Source organism: Phreatobacter aquaticus (assembly GCF_005160265.1).
Lineage (GTDB): Bacteria > Pseudomonadota > Alphaproteobacteria > Rhizobiales > Phreatobacteraceae > Phreatobacter > Phreatobacter aquaticus.
On sequence record NZ_CP039865.1, the window covers coordinates 4,875,871 to 4,892,454 of the forward strand.

The 16,584-nt window shown below is 67.3% G+C and carries 17 protein-coding genes; 9 read left to right on the forward strand and 8 right to left on the reverse strand.

Going from position 1 to position 16,584, the window contains the following annotated elements:
* Positions 1-37: 37 nt before the first annotated feature.
* Both E8L99_RS23255 and E8L99_RS23260 read left to right on the forward strand, forming a co-directional pair.
* Positions 38-784, forward strand: a complete 747-nt coding sequence (locus E8L99_RS23255) for a YebC/PmpR family DNA-binding transcriptional regulator (protein ID WP_137101792.1) — start codon at positions 38-40, stop codon at positions 782-784.
* 357 nt (positions 785-1,141) lie between these two features.
* Complete coding sequence (locus E8L99_RS23260) at positions 1,142-2,233, forward strand: RICIN domain-containing protein (RefSeq protein ID WP_137101793.1); 1,092 nt, start codon at positions 1,142-1,144, stop codon at positions 2,231-2,233.
* A 54-nt stretch (positions 2,234-2,287) separates the two neighbouring features.
* On the opposite strand, the gene E8L99_RS23265 is transcribed toward E8L99_RS23260, so the two are convergent.
* Positions 2,288-3,046 (reverse strand): sulfite exporter TauE/SafE family protein, encoded by a 759-nt coding sequence (locus tag E8L99_RS23265; protein ID WP_168201813.1) that lies wholly within the window; start codon positions 3,044-3,046, stop codon positions 2,288-2,290.
* A gap of 178 nt (positions 3,047-3,224) precedes the next feature.
* Between E8L99_RS23265 and E8L99_RS23270 the strand changes: the two genes are divergently transcribed.
* Positions 3,225-4,118 (forward strand): DMT family transporter, encoded by an 894-nt coding sequence (locus E8L99_RS23270; RefSeq protein ID WP_137101795.1) that lies wholly within the window; start codon positions 3,225-3,227, stop codon positions 4,116-4,118.
* On the opposite strand, the gene E8L99_RS23275 is transcribed toward E8L99_RS23270, so the two are convergent.
* Together E8L99_RS23275 and purE are read right to left on the reverse strand one after the other, a co-directional pair.
* On the reverse strand, positions 4,105-5,190 hold the full coding sequence (locus E8L99_RS23275; RefSeq protein WP_137101796.1) for a 5-(carboxyamino)imidazole ribonucleotide synthase: 1,086 nt from the start codon (positions 5,188-5,190) through the stop codon (positions 4,105-4,107). The two genes, E8L99_RS23270 and E8L99_RS23275, sit on opposite strands and share 14 nt — an antisense overlap.
* The gene (gene purE / locus E8L99_RS23280; RefSeq protein ID WP_137101797.1) at positions 5,183-5,689 is read right to left on the reverse strand and encodes a 5-(carboxyamino)imidazole ribonucleotide mutase; all 507 of its coding nucleotides are present in this window, start codon (positions 5,687-5,689) and stop codon (positions 5,183-5,185) included. The genes E8L99_RS23275 and purE overlap by 8 nt, the downstream gene beginning before the upstream one ends.
* A gap of 165 nt (positions 5,690-5,854) precedes the next feature.
* Here purE and E8L99_RS23285 point away from each other — a divergent pair, with 165 nt between their 5' ends.
* Positions 5,855-6,517 carry a GGDEF domain-containing protein gene (locus tag E8L99_RS23285; RefSeq protein WP_137101798.1) on the forward strand — a complete coding sequence of 221 codons (663 nt, stop codon included), beginning with the start codon at positions 5,855-5,857 and terminating at the stop codon, positions 6,515-6,517.
* Here E8L99_RS23285 and E8L99_RS23290 read toward each other — a convergent pair.
* Positions 6,507-6,719, reverse strand: a complete 213-nt coding sequence (locus tag E8L99_RS23290) for a YdcH family protein (RefSeq protein ID WP_137101799.1) — start codon at positions 6,717-6,719, stop codon at positions 6,507-6,509. The two genes, E8L99_RS23285 and E8L99_RS23290, sit on opposite strands and share 11 nt — an antisense overlap.
* Before the next feature lie 260 nt (positions 6,720-6,979).
* On the opposite strand from E8L99_RS23290, the gene E8L99_RS23295 reads away from it, so the two are divergent.
* Complete coding sequence (locus E8L99_RS23295) at positions 6,980-7,162, forward strand: YdcH family protein (RefSeq protein ID WP_137101800.1); 183 nt, start codon at positions 6,980-6,982, stop codon at positions 7,160-7,162.
* Between the two features lie 116 nt (positions 7,163-7,278).
* Here the strand turns inward: E8L99_RS23295 and E8L99_RS23300 are convergent, their stop codons facing one another.
* Positions 7,279-7,833, reverse strand: coding sequence for a cytochrome b (locus E8L99_RS23300; protein WP_137101801.1), 555 nt, complete (start codon positions 7,831-7,833; stop codon positions 7,279-7,281).
* Positions 7,826-8,659, reverse strand: coding sequence for a RibD family protein (locus E8L99_RS23305; protein WP_252511204.1), 834 nt, complete (start codon positions 8,657-8,659; stop codon positions 7,826-7,828). The genes E8L99_RS23300 and E8L99_RS23305 overlap by 8 nt, the downstream gene beginning before the upstream one ends.
* A 101-nt stretch (positions 8,660-8,760) precedes the next feature.
* On the opposite strand from E8L99_RS23305, the gene ribA reads away from it, so the two are divergent.
* Positions 8,761-9,846: a GTP cyclohydrolase II RibA gene (gene ribA, locus E8L99_RS23310; RefSeq protein ID WP_252511205.1), complete on the forward strand. Its 1,086-nt coding sequence runs from the start codon at positions 8,761-8,763 to the stop codon at positions 9,844-9,846.
* Between the two features lie 108 nt (positions 9,847-9,954).
* Here ribA and E8L99_RS23315 read toward each other — a convergent pair whose 3' ends face one another.
* Positions 9,955-11,109, reverse strand: a complete 1,155-nt coding sequence (locus E8L99_RS23315) for a citrate synthase (protein WP_137101803.1) — start codon at positions 11,107-11,109, stop codon at positions 9,955-9,957.
* Positions 11,110-11,199: 90 nt separating this feature from the next.
* Here E8L99_RS23315 and E8L99_RS23320 point away from each other — a divergent pair, with 90 nt between their 5' ends.
* The 3 genes from E8L99_RS23320 (at position 11,200) to E8L99_RS23330 (ending at position 15,609) form a co-directional block, all read left to right on the forward strand.
* Positions 11,200-12,282 (forward strand): citrate synthase/methylcitrate synthase, encoded by a 1,083-nt coding sequence (locus tag E8L99_RS23320; RefSeq protein WP_137101804.1) that lies wholly within the window; start codon positions 11,200-11,202, stop codon positions 12,280-12,282.
* Positions 12,283-12,365: 83 nt separating this feature from the next.
* Positions 12,366-13,031 (forward strand): PAQR family membrane homeostasis protein TrhA, encoded by a 666-nt coding sequence (trhA, locus tag E8L99_RS23325; protein WP_137101805.1) that lies wholly within the window; start codon positions 12,366-12,368, stop codon positions 13,029-13,031.
* 322 nt (positions 13,032-13,353) lie between these two features.
* A complete protein-coding gene (locus E8L99_RS23330) occupies positions 13,354-15,609 on the forward strand; it encodes a YfhO family protein (RefSeq protein WP_137101806.1) in 2,256 nt (751 codons plus the stop codon).
* A 183-nt stretch (positions 15,610-15,792) separates the two neighbouring features.
* On the opposite strand, the gene E8L99_RS23335 is transcribed toward E8L99_RS23330, so the two are convergent.
* On the reverse strand, positions 15,793-16,560 hold the full coding sequence (locus tag E8L99_RS23335; protein WP_137101807.1) for a LamB/YcsF family protein: 768 nt from the start codon (positions 16,558-16,560) through the stop codon (positions 15,793-15,795).
* Positions 16,561-16,584: the final 24 nt, after the last annotated feature.

Below are 16,584 nucleotides of genomic sequence, written 5' to 3' on the forward strand. Positions count from 1 at the left end.
GGCTGTTGAACGCCAAGAGGCGCGACGAGGGGCGGACATGGCCGGACATTCACAGTTCAAGAACATCATGCATCGCAAGGGCCGCCAGGATGCGGTCCGCTCGAAGCTGTTTGGCAAGCTGTCGCGGGAAATCACCGTCGCGGCCAAGATGGGCCAGCCGGATCCGGCCTTCAATCCGCGCCTGCGTGCCGCCATTCTCGCCGCCCGCGCCGAGAACATGACCAAGGACACGATCGAGCGCGCCATCAAGAAGGCGGCCGGTGGTGATGCCGAAAACTACGAAGAGATCCGCTACGAGGGCTATGGTCCGGGCGGCGTTGCCGTCATCGTCGAGGCGCTGACCGACAACCGCAACCGCACCGCCTCCGAAGTCCGCTCCTATTTCACCAAGTCCGGCGGCAATCTCGGCGAAACCGGCTCGGTCGCCTTCATGTTCGACCGCGTCGGCGTGGTGGAATTCGATGCCGGAAAGGCCTCGGCCGATGCCATGCTGGATGCGGCCATCGAGGCCGGCGCCGATGATGTCCAGTCGTCCGAGAGCGGCCACGAGGTGACCATGTCGGTGGAAGCGCTGGCGGAGGTCTCCAAGGCGCTCGAAGCCAAGTTCGGCGAGCCGCGCAAGTCGGCGCTGACATGGAAGCCGCAGAACGCCATCGCGGTCGACGACGAGACCGGCGAGAAGCTCATGCGCCTGATGGACAATCTCCACGACAATGACGACGTGCAGAATGTCTTCTCCAATTTCGAGCTGTCGGACGCCCTCGTCGCCAAGATGAGCGCCTGATCCAGGCTGACAATTCAGGACTGCGGACGGCCGATCACTGGACCCGTCGCTGCGCCAGCGCGCGCGGGGCAGTCGGCCTGCGCGTGCCGCACGAGGGCATTCGGACTTTCCCCAAGTGTTGCCGTCACACCGTCGAACGCCCGGTCCGCCGGAAAGCACCTTCCGCGTGCAACGCGCGAGCTTTGCCGACTATAGATTGCCTTTCCAGTGCCACGGTTACGCAATCATCCGGCTGACTCGCCGCCAGTAACGCGATATCCCGTCTTTTGTTTCATGCGCCGTTCATCGCGGTGCTGGAATAGTTAACAGGACCTGAGCGCCCACGGGAAACATGGTGGGCCGGGTGGAGGGGTTTCTATGTTGAAGACGGTTGCATCGGCGACAATCGCCGTTCTGGCATTGACGGGCGCAGCGCTCGCACAATCGGCACCCGGCAATGCCGTGGTCTTTGCCGTCTTCGAGAATCCGGAACCGCAGCACGGCTGCATCGTCTCCGAGCGCGACCGCGACGGCGGTTATGACAAGCTGGTCATCGGCCGCTGCGACAGCCCGGCCGCATTGTTCGTCTTCGACGAGCGCGCGAAGCGCATCCGGCCGGCCAATCGTCCCAGTCTCTGCATGGGCGACACGACCGGTGCGGGCGACGCGCCTTTCGATGCCATCGCGCGGGATTGCGCTCCCAATGGCCTCGGCCAGTTCTACACCTACAACCGCGGCTCGAAGCGCATCGTCGCCCTGACCGAGGACAACCGCGAAGAGCGCGACGGCTTCTGCCTCTACGTGGGCCCGCAGCGCAACCGCCGCGAGCCGATCTATGCCGAGCCGTGCAACAGCCGCCGGCTGCGGACCGCGCAGATCAACTTCTTCATCACGCCGGCCAACGCCATCGCGCGTGGGCCCTCCGCCATGCCGGCGCCGTCGATGCCTTCGCCGGCTATGGGCGCGCCGGGCATGCCGAGGTCGGGCATGGGCGCTCCGGGTATGGGCGCGCCTGGCGGCGCCATGCCAGCGCAGGGGCCGGCCGGGCTCATGCGCTCGCCATGGGGCCGGTCTGGCTCCTGGACGATCGATTCCTCCCGCACCCAGTCGGGCTTCAGCGCCTGCCGCGCGGTTGGCATGAGCAATAGCGGCGAGATCCGCGTCGGCCTCAACGCCCAGCTCGACATGACCATGTCGGTGCCCGCCGACGCCGCCATGGCGCCTCCCGGCACCCGCGCCAGCGTGACGCTGCGCGCCGGCAGCGACCGCGAGAGCGTGCCCGGATCGGTCAATGCCGAGGGACGCCTCGGCTTCACCGTCCCGCCGCCGGTCGCCCGCACCATGGTCGAGCGCCCCTTGCGCGAGATGTTCGTCGAAGCGCCCGATGGCATGTCGTCGGTGCCGATGGCCGGCTTCCGCGCGCTCTGGGACGAGCTGAACGCCTGCGTCAGTGCCCAGGGACAGCGCTGACCTCTGAACGAACCTGCGAGAGGCCGGGCGGGCAACCGTCCGGCCTCTTCGCGTCTAGCGCAGGAGCCTGTCGAACAAGGGCAGGCTCGTGACGGCCGCCGTCGCGATCACGCCGAAGGCGAAGGGCCGGAAGAGCCGGGGATCGGCCCGGCCGAACAGCATCGAGCCCAGCCCGATGCCGATCGCATAGGGGCCGACGGTGAAGGCGGAGAGGCGGAAGACCTCGGCGGTAAACAGGCCGTTCGCCCAGATCAGTGTCCCGGAAATCACCGATGCCGGGATGAAGAAGGCGACCGTTGAGCCGCGCACCGCCTCGTTGCGCGAGGGACCGGCGAGCCAGAACAGCGACAGGATCATGCCGCCGAGGCTTGCGACCCCCGATATCAGGCCCGAGGTCAGTCCGGTGGCGATCGTCACGGGCAGGTTGGGCGAGGCCTCGATCCGCTTGATCGACAGGAGCAGGGTGAGCACGGTCGCGATCGACAGCGAGGTCACCCAGCGGATCGGCGTCGGATCGGCGGTAACGAGGATGTACATGCCGATCGGCAGGCCGACGACATAGCCGATGAACAGCGGTCCGATCTCGCCCCAGCGGGCATAGCGCCAGGACGAGCGCACCATGCCGAGCTGAAGCGCGAAATCGACCAGCCACATGATGCCGATGGCGGTGGTCGGCCCGAGATAGGCGCCGGCCACCGGCATGAAGATCATGGCCGAGCCGAAGCCCGTATAGCCGCGCACCACGCCGGCCATCAGGGCTGCGACGAGAAGCGGAACGGGCGGGGGTGCCCCGAGGCTGGCAAGAAATTCCATGGTTCTTCGCCAATAGAGACAAATGTTCCGGCGAGAAAGGTGTGGCTTGCGAGGGCTGGTCTGCTCTCGCACTGCGGGATGAAGAGGGCTTTGCGGCTGGCAGCACTGCCCTGCACGCCCTCGACCTTGACCGCGTCCGCCACGCCCTGCGAAAGCTTGAGGCTCGCAAGGAAACGCCATGTTCGCTCTGCCAGGCCTGTGGGCCATCTTCACCGTGGTCGCGGCCGCCGCCCAGACCGCCCGCAACGCCATGCAGCGCAACCTGATCGCCACGCTCGGCACGATCGGCGCCACCCATGTGCGCTTCCTCTACGGCTTTCCCTTCGCGCTGATCTTCCTCGGCATCGTCAATGCGGCGGTGCCCGGCGCGGCGCCGAAGATCCACGGCAGCTTTCTCCTCTGGACTACCTTCGGCGCCATCGCCCAGATCGGCGCAACCGCCCTGATGCTGGCGGCGATGAAGGAGCGCTCCTTCGTCGTCACCACCGCCTATATGAAGACCGAGCCGGTGCTGGTGGCGCTCGTCGGCGTCTTCGTGCTGGGCGACCATCTTGCCGCCACCGCCTGGGTGGCGATCATCATCGCCACCGCCGGCATCGTGCTGATGTCGTGGAAGCCGGGCGCCGAAATGGCGGTCAGGCCGGCGATCCTCGGCATTGCCTCGGCAGCCCTGTTCGGGCTGGCCGCGGTGGGTTTTCGCGGCGCGATCCGCTCGCTCGAGGCCGAGAGCTTCATCACGGCGGCCACCACCACGCTCGCCTGGGGCCTCGGCATCCAGACGCTGATCCTGACCACCTATCTCCTGGTCACCGACCGCGCCGGGCTGATGGCGATCTTCCGCGCCTGGCGACCGTCCATCGGCGCGGGGTTCCTGGGGGCCTTCGCCTCGCAGTTCTGGTTCCTCGCCTTCGCGCTGGAAACGGTCGCCAAGGTGCGCACGCTGGCGCTCATCGAGGTTCTGTTCGCAGGCCTCGTCTCGGGCGCCATCATCAAGCAGGCGACGAGCCCGCGCGACGCCGCCGGTATCGTGCTGATCGTCATCGGCGTCGGCGTTCTGGTCAGCCTGGGCTGAGCGGCAACAGCCGCGTCACATGGCCCATCTTGCGGCCCTCGCGCTGGTCGCGCTTGCCGTAGAGATGCAGCACCGCGCCCTCTTCCGCCGCGATGTCGCTCCAGGCTTCCACGTCCGCGCCGATCAGGTTCTGCATGACGGCGTCCGAATGGCGCTTCGTCGAGCCGAGCGGCAGGCCGGCGACCGCGCGCATGTGGTTCTCGAACTGCGAGCAATGGCAGGCGGCTTCCGTCCAATGGCCGGAATTGTGCACGCGCGGCGCCATCTCGTTGACCATCAGCCGGCCATCGGCGGTGACGAACAGCTCCACCGCAAGAACGCCGACATAGTCGAGCTTCTCGGCCAGCGTCTCGCCCATGCGGGCGGCTTCGGCGGCAAGCTCGGGCGTGATCCGGGCCGGCACGGTGGATGTGCGCAGGATGCCGCCGGAATGGACGTTCTCGACTGGATCGTAATGGCGGATCTCGCCATCGGCGCCGCGCACCACGATGACCGAGATTTCGCGCACGAAGGGCACGAAGGCCTCGAGGATCGCCGGCTGGCGGCCGATGGATGAGAAGGCCGAGGCGGCATCGTCGCCCTCGCGGATCACCGCCTGGCCCTTGCCGTCATAGCCGAAGCGGCGGGTCTTCAGCACGGCCGGGCGGCCGAGCCGCGCCAGCGCGCGCTCCAGCCCGTCCAGATCGTCGACGGGCGCGAAATCCGGCACGGAAAGCCCGCAATCCCGGGCGAAGGTCTTCTCGATCACCCGGTCCTGCGACACGGCCAGCGCCCGCGGACCCGGCCTGACGATCAGCCGGCTCGACAGGAAGCGCGCCGCCTTGTCGGGCACGTTCTCGAATTCATAGGTGACGATGTCGACATCCTCGGCGAAGCGCGCCAGCGCCACTTCGTCGGAATAGTCCGCCTGGGTCACCCGGCGCACCACGTCGAAGGCCGGGCTTTCCGGCTCCGGCGCGAGGACCTGGCAGCGCAGGCCAAGCCGCGCCCCCGCCATGGCCAGCATGCGGCCCAATTGGCCGCCACCGAGAATGCCGACGATCGGCTGAGGACCCGCCGAACGCTCAGACATCGCTGGGACGCTCGGCGATCGCCGCGGTCTGCTTGGCACGGTAGGCGTCGAGACGGGTGGCCAGCGCCTCGTCGGTCAGCGCCAGGACGGCGGCGGCCAGCAGGCCGGCATTGATCGCGCCGGGCTTGCCGATGGCCAGCGTACCGACCGGAATGCCGCCGGGCATCTGGACAATGGAATGCAGGCTGTCGACGCCGGACAGCGCCTTGCTCTCCACCGGCACGCCGAACACAGGCAGCGGTGTCAGCGCGGCGGTCATGCCCGGCAGGTGGGCAGCGCCGCCGGCACCCGCGATGATGATCTTGAAGCCGCGCGCCTTGGCCGATTTGGCGAAGTCCCAGAGGCGGTCGGGGGTGCGATGGGCCGAGACGATCAACGCCTCGTGGCCAATTCCCAGCGCCTCCAGCGTCTCCGCTGCATGGCGCATGGTGGCCCAGTCGGACTGGGACCCCATGATGATGGCGACCGGTACGGTTCCGCCCGCTGCACGATCCGGCATGCGACGCCCCCTCAAGGCCGCTCGACGTGAGAGCGGCGGCGCGAAAGAAGCGGCGGACAATACGCAGCCGCCCCCCTTGCGGCAAGGCCGGGCGGAGCGAACTTTCGTTTACCTGGACTTAACCATAACCAGTGAAGGCTATCGGGTCAGGAGCTGTCCCCCGCAATGACCAAATCCGCGGAAATCCTTCCCTTCGCACCGGCCGCCGCCCGCTCGCGCCGCGCCCGTGCGGCGAGCAGTGCGGCGTTGAACCAGGACGCCATGCAGCGCCAACTCGTCAGCGAGATCGAACGGCTGAGCCGCGAGCTCGAGGATTCCCGGCTGATCATGCGCGAGATGGAAGCGCGCGCCGAAACCGATGCCCTCTGCGACGTGCTGAATCGCCGCGGCTTCGAGCGCGAATTGACCCGCGCTCTGAAGCATGTCGAGCGCTATGGCGGCACGATCGGCCTGGCCATGATCGACCTCGACAATTTCAAGCCGGTCAATGACATCCACGGCCATGCAGCCGGCGATGCCGTGCTGCGCATGGTCTCAGCCACCCTGATCTCGGAAGTCCGTGCCTCCGACCGCGTCGCGCGGCTTGGCGGCGACGAGTTCGCCGTCATCCTCTGGAACATCGACAAAACCCATGCATCCGCAAAGGCTTGGGCGCTGGAAGCGGCGATCGCCGCGGCATCGGTGGAGGCCAGCGGCGAACACCTGTCGATCGGTGCGTCCTGCGGCATCGCGATCGCGCAGAAGGGCGAGAGCGTGGATGCTGTGATCGCCCAGGCCGACGCCGCCATGTATGCGCGCAAGCTGGAGCGGCGCGCCGTCAGGCGATGATGTCGGGGGTCATCAGATCCTCGAGATAGGAAATGCGGTCGCGCAGCGCGAGCTTGCGCTTCTTCAGCCGCTGCAGCTGCAGGCGATCGGCCACAACGAGGTTGGCGAGCGCCTCGATCGCCGTGTCGAGGTCGCGATGCTCCTGCCTCAACCGTTCCAGTTCGAGCGAGAAGTCCCGCTCTTCGTCCTCGGTCAAGGGCATCTGCACACCAGGCTCATCGGAATCGGCGCCGCCGCATTTCGCACAAGTGAGACTATCGCCCCGGCCACCGCCGAGGGCAAGAACCAAGCCTCGATGTCGCAGATCGGACAGCCCGAATTTCACCCATTCCGGCTGTGACTCGTAACACTCCGTGACTTTACTTCCGCAGGGACGGGCGCACACTCATCAATGTCCGAAGCGTTCGGGCCTAGTCCGAACGGTGATCGGCGCGTCCCATTCTCGTGAACGAGGAGCAATGGATGAGCATGCAATCCCACCTGATGGAACTGGAACGGCGTCACCAGGCGCTGGACCGACAACTGGCCGATGTTGTTCAGCGGCCGTCGTCCGATGATCGCGAAATCTCCGAACTGAAGCGACGGAAACTGGTCCTGAAGGATGAAATCACGCGGCTGAAGTCTGCCGCACCGAGTGTGCACTGAAGGATGAGCCACCGGATCATGGTCGCGCACGGCGCGGCCGAGCTGCCTTAGCGAACCGCCGGAGACCCAGAAGGTCTCCGGCGGTTTCGTTTTATCCGGGGTCTGACCTCAAACGATCAGGACAACCACATCCGGCGGAACACGCCGTCGCGCTTGATCACGAGATGCATCATCGCGCCGCCGATATGGGCGAAGACCAGAAGCGTCATCAGGCCGGCCATGCCGAAATGCACCTTGTAGATCGCACTGCAGGTGGCCTCGGCGCCCGAGAAGGGCAATGTGACCGGCACGGTCCAGAACAGTTTCACCGGCCCGTAGCACATCGAGGTCGCGAGCCAGCCGGCGAACGGAACCGCGAAAATGAGGATGTAGAGCAGGTGGTGGACCGACGAGGAGGCGATCCGCTCGATCGTCGTCAAGGTTGGGACCGGCGCCGGCACGCCCTTGATCAGGCGCACGACCACCCGCAGCGCCGCCAGCAGGAAGATGATGATGCCGAAGGACTTGTGCCATTCGTAGAGGCTGTCCTTCAGCGCCGGATTGGCGGCCGGATTGGGCGGATAGGGTATGTTGGTCATGTAGATGCCAACCGGCACCATGGCGATGATCAGAAGCGCCATGACCCAGTGGATGATGCGATGCGGCGTCGAATAGACGGTCGGGTCAGACATGCTCGCTCTCTCCGCTCACGGCCAGCCGGAGATCGCAGTCGAACAGCACGTCGCCATCGGCGAGCAGATGAACCCGCGTCACCGGACGCAGCGCATCGTCGACGACGGCGATCGGCGGCAGTTCGATGCCCGGTACGCCCGAACCGATGATCATCGGCGCAACCAGAACATGCAAGCGGTCGACGGCGCCATGCTGGAGAAAGATCGAGATCGTCCGGGCGCCGCCCTCGATCAGCAGGCGCCGGTAGCCGGCGGCAAACAGCGTCTCGACGATGGAACGCGGGCAGAGGCCGCCATCGGCGGCGGTTGCGACCAGGATTTCCTGCACGCCCGGCGGCACCGGCCGGCTCGTCGCGCGCAGCACGATCCGCGCGACCCCGTCATCGACCAGGCATTTCGCGTCCTGGGGCAGCCGGCCATTGGCATCGATGATCACGCGCGCGGGACTGCGACCTTTCACTCGGCGAACCGTCAATTGCGGATCGTCGGCAACCACCGTCCCCACCCCCACCACGACCGCGTCGACATGGGCGCGCAGCCGATGCAGGTGCTCCAGCGCGGCGAAACGGTTGATGTAGCGGGAATGGCCGCTGAGCGTCGCGATCCGGCCGTCCAGGGATTGGCCAAGCTGGGCCACCACGAATGGCCGGTCGGTTGGCGCCGCTGCGATCGCCGCGAAGGCTGCCTCGCAAGGCTGATCCGATCCCCCCTCGCTTCCGTAACTGTCGCTGTGTAACATCGGCGTCAGGTCCGTTCCGGCAGCAGGATGTGGCACGGGAGCCCCCAGGATCGGATCTTGAGCGCCGTTGGCGCGCTTGATCGTCATGCGGAAGCTCCTATCTGTGGCTGTCCCCGGTGAATGCCGGACCCAGGCGTGAAAGCACTTCTATGGCGGATGTCACCGGGTTTCCAGAGTTTCAGTCCGGCATGAGCCTGACCAGCGTCGAACGTGCGGTCTCCGAGTTCCGCGCAGCCCGCCCGGTTCTCGTCCTGTGCCGCGACACCGCGGTGCTGGTCGCCGGCGTCGAAGGGCTCGAAGCGCCGCTCGCGGCTGCTCTCTCTCATGCCGCGATCGCCACGCCAAGGCTGGTCCTGCCGGCCGCGCGCCTGCGCCGGCTTGGCCTGGAGCGCACCACACCAGGCAGCGTTGCCTTGCCGACCATCGACCTCAAGCGGATCGAGCAGCTCGCCCTGCAGATCGAGGCCAAGGTCGATGCGCCCGTCGCGCCCGTCGTCCCGCTCGACGAGACGGCGCTCGAACTCGCCCGCATCGCACTGACCGTGCCGGCCGTGCTGGTGGTGCCGGTCAATCCGGCCGACCCGGCGCTTGGCTTCATCGAGCGGGTGCAGGCGGTTGATGTCGCGTCTTTCCGCAGCCAGGCGGCGAAGCACCTGCGCATTGTCGGCCGTGCCCCGGTGCCGCTGGAAGGCGCGCCGGAGACCGAGTTCGTCGTGTTTCGCGGCGGCGAGGGTCTGCGCGACCAGGTGGCGATCATGATCGGCAAACCCGACGTGAGCGCGCCGGTTCCCGTCCGCCTCCATTCGGCCTGCCTGACGGGAGACCTGTTCGGCTCGCTGAAATGTGATTGCGGCGACCAGCTGCGCGACACGGTCGAGTGGATGGCCAAGAACGGCGGCGGAATCCTGCTCTATCTCGACCAGGAAGGCCGCGGCAACGGCATCGCCAACAAGATGCGCGCCTACAAGCTGCAGTCTCAAGGCTGGGACACCTATGACGCCGACGAGGTGCTCGGCTTCGATCTCGACCAGCGCCGCTTCGACTTCGCCGCCGAGATGCTGAAGCAGCTCGGCATCACCAATGTCGACATCATGACCAACAATCCGGTCAAGATCGCCGCCATGCGCGAGGCCGGACTGCATGTCGTCTCCGAGCGCCGCGTCATCGGCCGCCCGACCCGCGAGAATGTCCGCTATCTCGCCTCCAAGCGCGAGCGCGCCGGCCATTTCATCGATACCGACGCGCTGGTCGCGAGGTTGACCGCCGGCGAGTGATGGGCGGTCGCAGCCAGCGCGATCCTCACCTCTCCCCCTCGGGGAGAGGTGAACCATGGACCCGGCCATCCCTCCGAGCCATTTGGCTGATGGGCCTCCTCGGCTCAGTCACGCCTCCACCGGCGGCCCGACATAGTGCCCGCGTGGGCGGATCAGCGAGCCCTGCGCGCCCTGTTCCATGGCATGGGCAAGCCAGCCGACCACCCGCCCCATCGAGAACAGCTGGAACGCCGTGCCGCCCGGCAGGCCGAACCGCTCGGCCAGCGCCACCAGCGCGAAATCGACATTGGGCGCGATCCCCGTGGCCGCCACCACGGCGGCCATGAGGTCGCGGTGGATATCCGGCAGGCCGAACCGTTCGATCAGGGCTGCCGCCCGCGGGTCGCCGTCCGGATAGAGCGGATGGCCGAAACCCGGCACGCGCCGGCCGGTTGTGAGATAGGGCTCGATCACCCGCGCCACCGAGAGGCGGCGGGCATCTTCCGCCAGTGCTTCGACATTCGCCGTGGCATAGCCGTGGAGCGGCCCCTGCAGGGTCGAGAAACCGGCCAGCACGCAGGCCGCCAGCGGCGCACCGGTGGAGGCCGCCACCCTAGTGGCGAAGGCCGAGGCATTGAGCTCGTGCTCGGCCTGCAGCACCAGCGCCCAGCGCACGAAGTCCGCGGCATCGCCCGAAAGCGACCAGGCCTCAGCCACCCGCTGGTGCAACGCGACGCCTGAGGTCGACGGCACCTGATAGGCCGCCGCAAGCCGCGCAACCAGCGCGGCCCCTTCCGCCCTCAAAACCTCGGGCCTCCGGCCAAGGCTCGGCGGTGCTTCGGCAGCGGCCAGCGCCAGCGTCGAGAAGGCGCGCACCTGCACCGACCGGCTGTCGGCGGCGGCAAGGCCCGCATCGGCCAGGAAGACGACCGGCCCGGGCGCTTCCCAGAGCAGCGCCGCCACCTCCTCCAGACTGGCCGAGGCGGCAAGCGTCACCGCATCCCGGCCGCGATAGAACAGGCGGCCATGGGCCACCGTCGAAATGCCGGTCTCGATGATCGGTTCGCCCCAGGCAATGGCGCTGGCGGCGATCGCCTGGGGGCGCTTTCCGCGCGCCCGCCGCCCGACCAGGCCTGCAATGTCGTCGGCGGAATATTGGCTCCGGCGCGGATCGGCCTCGTCGGGCCGCGTGCCCACCCGGCCCCGGCTGACATAGGCGTAGAGCGTCTGCGGCCTGACCTTCAGCCGGTGCAAAGCCTCTTCCCGCGTGATCCAGCCGGCCATGGGGCTCTCTTATATTGATTCAGTTGATCAAGATTGATTCATCGTGAGCCGCAGTCATATCAGAAGGCGGAACACGAAGGGAGACCCGCCATGAGCAATGGACTGGACGATGTGATCGCCGCCGAAACCGTGCTGTCGGACGTCAACGGCCTGGAGGGCCGCCTGACCATCCGCGGGCATTCGGTGGCGGAGCTTGCCGGGCGCACCCGCTTCGAGGATCTGGTGGCGCTGCTGTTCGACGGCTTCTTCGAGAATGCGCCGGATGCGGCGGCGGTCGCGAAGGGCCTCGCCCAGGCGCGCGCCGAGATCTTCCAGCGGCTGGTGGCAGCGGGCCTCGATGCCGAGGGCTCGATCTATGACGCCATGCGCGCCGGCACCGCCCGCATCGCCGATGGCGACGACCTCGCGACCGCCTATCGCCTGCTGGCAGCCCCCGCCGTGCTGACGCCGGCGCTGATCCGGGTGAAGCGCGGGCTTGAACCCGTGGCGCCCCTGCCCGGCCTCGGCCATGCCGCCGATATCATCCGCATGCTGCAGGGCGCGGAGAAGGCCGACCTCGCGGCGGCCCTCGACACCTATCTGGTGACGGTCTCCGACCACGGCCTCAACGCCTCGACCTTCGCCACCCGGGTCGTCGCCTCGACGCGCGCGGGCCTCATGTCGGCGGTGCTGGCCGGGCTCGGCGCGCTCAAAGGTCCGCTCCATGGCGGTGCGCCCGGCCCGGTCATCGAGATGCTCGACGCAATCGGCGAGGTTGCCCAGGCCCGCCCCTGGCTGTCGGGGGCGGTGAAGCGCGGCGACCGGCTGATGGGCTTCGGCCACCGCATCTACAAGGTGCGCGATCCCCGCGCCGACGCGCTGAAGGCCGCCGTCCGCAAGCTCGCCGCCAAGGGCACCGGCGATGGCCGCATCGCCTTCGCCGAAGCGGTCGAACAGGCAGCGCTCGACGTGCTGCGCACCGAGAAGCCCGGCCGCTCGCTCGACACCAATGTCGAATTCTACACGGCCCTGCTGCTGGAGGCGCTGGGCTTCCCGCCCGAGGCCTTCACCTGCGTCTTCGCCATGGGCCGCACCGCCGGCTGGATCGCGCACGCCCGCGAACAGCTCGCCTCCGGCCGGCTGATCCGGCCGCAATCGGTCTATGTCGGTCCGAAGCCGGAGCTCGCCGCCTGACCCTTGACGTAAGGTCTGCGCTGGTCATGCTTGATCCATCATTTGCCGTCACACTGGCGCGGGAATGAGGGAGCAGGATCTCCATGACGACGCATGACGGCCGGCCGCATGGTATGAACTGGCGCTATGATCGCGCCGAACTGATTGCCGACGGCACTGTGCACATCCTCGGCGCCGTGGCGGCTGTTGCCGCCGCCACCGCCATGATCGTGATCGCGACCATTCGCGCCGAGGCCAGCATCATCGCCTCGGTGGCGATCTATGCGGCGTCCCTGGTGCTCGGTATCGGCATTTCCGCCGCCTACAACATGTGGCCGGTGTCGCGCACCAAGTGGCTGCTCCGGCGCTTCGACCATGCGGCGATCTATTTCCTGATCGCCGGCACCTATACGCCGTTCATGATCCATGCCGGCTCGACGCTGACCTACATGGTTCTCGGCTTTGTCTGGACCGTCGCCATTGTCGGCGCGGCTGTGAAGCTGCTGGCACCCGGCCGCTATGACGGTCTCGCCGTCGGCCTCTATCTGGGTCTCAGCTGGAGCGGCATCCTGGTCGCCCACGAGGTGTTCCACGTCATCTCGCTCTCCTCCGCCATCATGCTGGTGGTCGGCGGGCTGATCTATTCCGGCGGTGTCGTGTTCCATCTCTGGCAGAGCCTGAGGTTCCAGAACGCCATCTGGCACGCCTTCGTGCTGGTGGCGGCTGGCTTCCAGTATGGCGCCGTGTTCGGTGGAGTGGTTCTGGCGTGAGGCCGAGTAGCGGCCGGTCTTGTCTCTGTTCAAGCATCGGCCCCTCCTTTCCTCATCCTGAGGTGCGAGATCGCGCAGCGAGCGAGCCTCGAAGGACCAATCTCCGCCAGCGGTCACGTTAAAAGGGTCCTTCGAGGCTCGGCTCCGCCTCGCTCCTCAGGATGAGGTACGGAGAGGGAGCCCCCGTCCGGTCAGGGCGCCCGTCCCCTTCCCATCTCCACCAATCCTCCGTTCATTCCCGGCACAAACTCCGATCTTTTTCATTCATTCTGCCGCAACGCCGAACCGGCTATGGTGACCGCCTTCGGCAACCCGGCGCGCCATGTCAGCATCCCCTCCCCGTTCGTTTCCGCTCACTGTCACGCTCGGCCTCTTCGCCGTCGCCTGGTTCGTGCTGGCCGGCCCCTGGCTGATCGGCAGCGTCACCATCCCCTGGGATGCCAAGGCGCATTGGTACCCACATCTGGGCTTTGCCGCCCGCGCCATCCATTCCGCCGCCGGTTTCGCCTGGACGCCGAACATCTTTGCAGGATCGCCGGAAATTGCCGATCCGCAATCCGTCCTGTTCTCGCTGCCGCTGCTGGCGCTGGCGCTGTTCAACGGCCAGCCATCGCTCACCGCCATGGACTGGGCGACCTATCTCATGCTGTTCGCCGGCGGCGCCGGCTGCATCCTGATCTTCCGTGATCGCGGCTGGCACTGGGGGGGCGGACTGGTCGCGGCCATTGCCTTTGCCTTCGGGGCCTCCGCCGCCTGGCGCGTGCAGCATCTGAGCCAGGTCTTCTCGCTCTGCTGGTTCCCCATCGTCTGGTGGCTGCTCACCCGCGCGCTGGACCGCTCGTCGCTTCGCTATGGCCTGGCCGCAGGCCTGGCCGCAGGCCTCATGATGCTGGGACGCGACCAGGTGGCGCTGATCCTCGCCTATATCCTGGCTGGCGCCGTGCTGAACCACTGGCTCACCGCCGAGGATCGTGGGCTCGCCTTCCGCCGGAGCCTCAAGCCGCTGATCGCGGCAGCCCTGGTCGGCGCGGTCATCGTGACGCTGCCCGTCGTCATGTCGGCGCTGTGGGGCGCGCAGTCGAACCGCATCGTCATCGACATGGAGGGCGCGGGCCGCGGCTCGCTGCACCCGGCCCATCTCCTCACCTGGGTGATCGGCAACATCTATGGCGCCGCCGGCCCCCTCGCCAACCATTGGGGGCCGCCGAGCCCGACCTGGGGCGATACCGGCCTGTTCCTCGCCCGCAACATGGGCGTGCTCTATTCCGGCGCGATCCCGCTGTTCCTGGTGCTCGCGGCGCTCCGCTCAGGCGCAGCCTTCGATCGCGAGATCCGCTTCGTCACGATCGCGCTGGCGGCAGCCCTCGTCTTCACGCTCGGCCGCTACACACCGGCGCTGCATCTCTTCTGGTACCTGCCGGGCATCGACCTGTTCCGCCGCCCGGCCGATGGCACCTTCATCATCGGCGGGCTGTTCGCCCTTCTTGCCGGCTATGCCGCCCACCGGCTGATCACCCGCACCCTCGATACCGACTGGATCGTCGAGACCGGTCTCGTCTTCCTGATGGTGATCATTGCGATCATGCTGATCATGATCAAGGAAGCGCCGATCTCGGCCTGGACAGCGGTGATCACTGGCGTGGTCACGCTGGTCCTGTCGCTGGGCCTCCTGTCGACCGCGCGGCACATCAAGTCGGTACTGCTGTCGTTGGCGCTGGCGGCGGTCCTCGTCCAGGACCTCGCCTTCACCAATGGGCCGAGCGAATCCACCGCTCTGCCCCTCGCGAGCTATGAGGTGCTGACGCCCCAGAGCCGCAACGCGACGCTCGCCGCGATCCGCCCGCGCATTGTCCAGAACGAAACACGCCGCGACCGGGTCGAACTCCTCGGCCTCGGCTACCAATGGCAGAACGCCGCCATGGTCCACGGCCTCGACGACGTGCTGGGCTTCAATCCCGTCCGCTCGGGCGCCTATGCTAATCTGGTCGGCGCCGAGGACATCGCGGCCCTGCCGGGCCAGCGGCGCTTTCCGCCGGGCTTCCCGTCCTACCGCTCGGTGCTGGCCGACATTCTCGGCCTGCGCTTCGTGGTGACCGGGGTGCCCGTGGCCGAGATCGACAAGGCGCTGCCGCCCGGCGCGCTGACTCTCGTGCAGCAGACCGACGAGGCCTTCATCTACGAGAATGTCAGGGCTATGCCGCGCGTCTGGATCGCCCGCGTCGCCGAGCAGACACCGCCGAATCTCGCGACCTCAGGCTACCGGCTCGATCTCGACCCCGCGACCGTCGTGCAGCTGGAAGGTGCCTTGCCGCCGCCGCGCGAGACGGGCGGCACCGCGCGGATCGTCAGCTATGGCAATACGGCCGTGGAGATCGAAACCGAGACCGTCTCGGGCGGCGTTCTGGTTCTCGCCGATGCCTGGCATCCCTGGTGGCGCGCCAGCGTCAATAACGCAGAGACACCGATCCGCCGCGCCTATGGCCTGGTCCGCGCCGTGGAAGTGCCGGCCGGCAAGGCGAGTGTGAGGTTCACATTCGAGCCGGTGCGCGGAGCGCTTGCGCAGGTTCTGGGGCGCTGAGGATTAGGTCTGTGGGCGAGGAGAAGAGGTCCTTCGAGGCTCGCTAACGCTCGCACCTCAGGATGAGGAAAGGAAAGATCCCGCTCGCGCACTCGCGTCGTCGGGCTCGCTCTCTCCACCCTCATCCTGAGGTGCGAGCGAAGCGAGCCTCGAAGGATCCCTTTCCCTCCTGAAGAGGCAGGCTCACGCCACCTTGAACGGCTTCACCGTCACGCCGGCCTTTTCCAGCGTGTCGCGCACCGTGCGCGCCATGGCCACCGCTGCCGGGTTATCCCCATGCACGCAGATCGTGTCGATCTTCACCTTGATGATCTTGCCGGAGGTGGAAACGATCGCACCATCCTCCACCATGCGCAGCACGCGCTCAGCCGCCATCGGAGCGTCATGGATGACCGCGCCGGGCTTGGAGCGCGAGGTCAGCTGGCCATTGTCCTCATAGGTGCGGTCGGCGAAGACTTCCAGGGCCTGCGGCAGGCCGAGCTTCTCGGCGGCTCGCTCGGTGGCGAGCCCCGGCATGGTCACATAGACCAGCGCCGGGTCGATCGCCTTGATCGCGCGGCCAACCGCCAGCGCCATCTCGTCGTCGTCATTGCACATGTTGCCGAGCGCGCCATGGGTCTTCACATGGGTGACCTTGTGGCCGGCCAGCGCTGCGCAGGCCTGCATGGCGCCGATCTGATAGGCCATCTGCTTTTCCAGATCGCTCATGCTGTCGCCGCGGATCACCCGGCGGCCGAAGCCCCAGAGATCGCCAAAGCCCGGATGGGCGCCGATCGACACGCCCTTGGCCTTCGCGATCTCGGCGGTGCGGTGCATGATGATGGGATCGCCGGCATGCCAGCCGCAGGCGATGTTGGCCGAGGACACGATGTCGAGCATCGCGGCATCGTCGCCCATCTTCCAGGGCCCGAAACCCTCGCCCATGTCGGAATTCAGATCGACCGATGCCATGGCATGCCTCCCCTCAAAAGCATT